Raw genomic sequence first — 334 nt, forward strand, 5'->3', positions numbered from 1 at the left:
AGACGGTACAAGCTCATTTGGATCTTGGAGGACAGTTGTTAATTCCAGTCCATTGGGGTGCGTTTACACTTGCCTTTCATGCGTGGACAGATCCGGTGGAAAGAGTAACAGAAGCCGCATTAAAACACCAGGTCAATATTTCAACACCCAAAATAGGGGAAACGGTCGTAATTACTTCAAAAGACTTTCCGACCAAGCAGTGGTGGAGGATTTAAGTAGAATACCACGGCAATTATATTGGAAAAAATCTAATTAAAATAAATGAAAAACAAAATAACATTTTGAAAAAATTCATACACATATTTAAAACATACAGCATATAGTAACTTCTGTG

The 334-nt window shown here is 36.8% G+C and carries 1 pseudogene; it reads left to right on the plus strand.

What is annotated here, in order from left to right:
- Positions 1-215 (plus strand): annotated as a pseudogene (locus V7659_RS31375) (MBL fold metallo-hydrolase); the annotation flags it as partial.
- Between the last annotated feature and the right edge of the window lie 119 nt (positions 216-334).

The organism is Neobacillus drentensis, from assembly GCF_036966985.1.
Classification (GTDB): Bacteria; Bacillota; Bacilli; order Bacillales; family Cytobacillaceae; genus Neobacillus; species Neobacillus drentensis_E.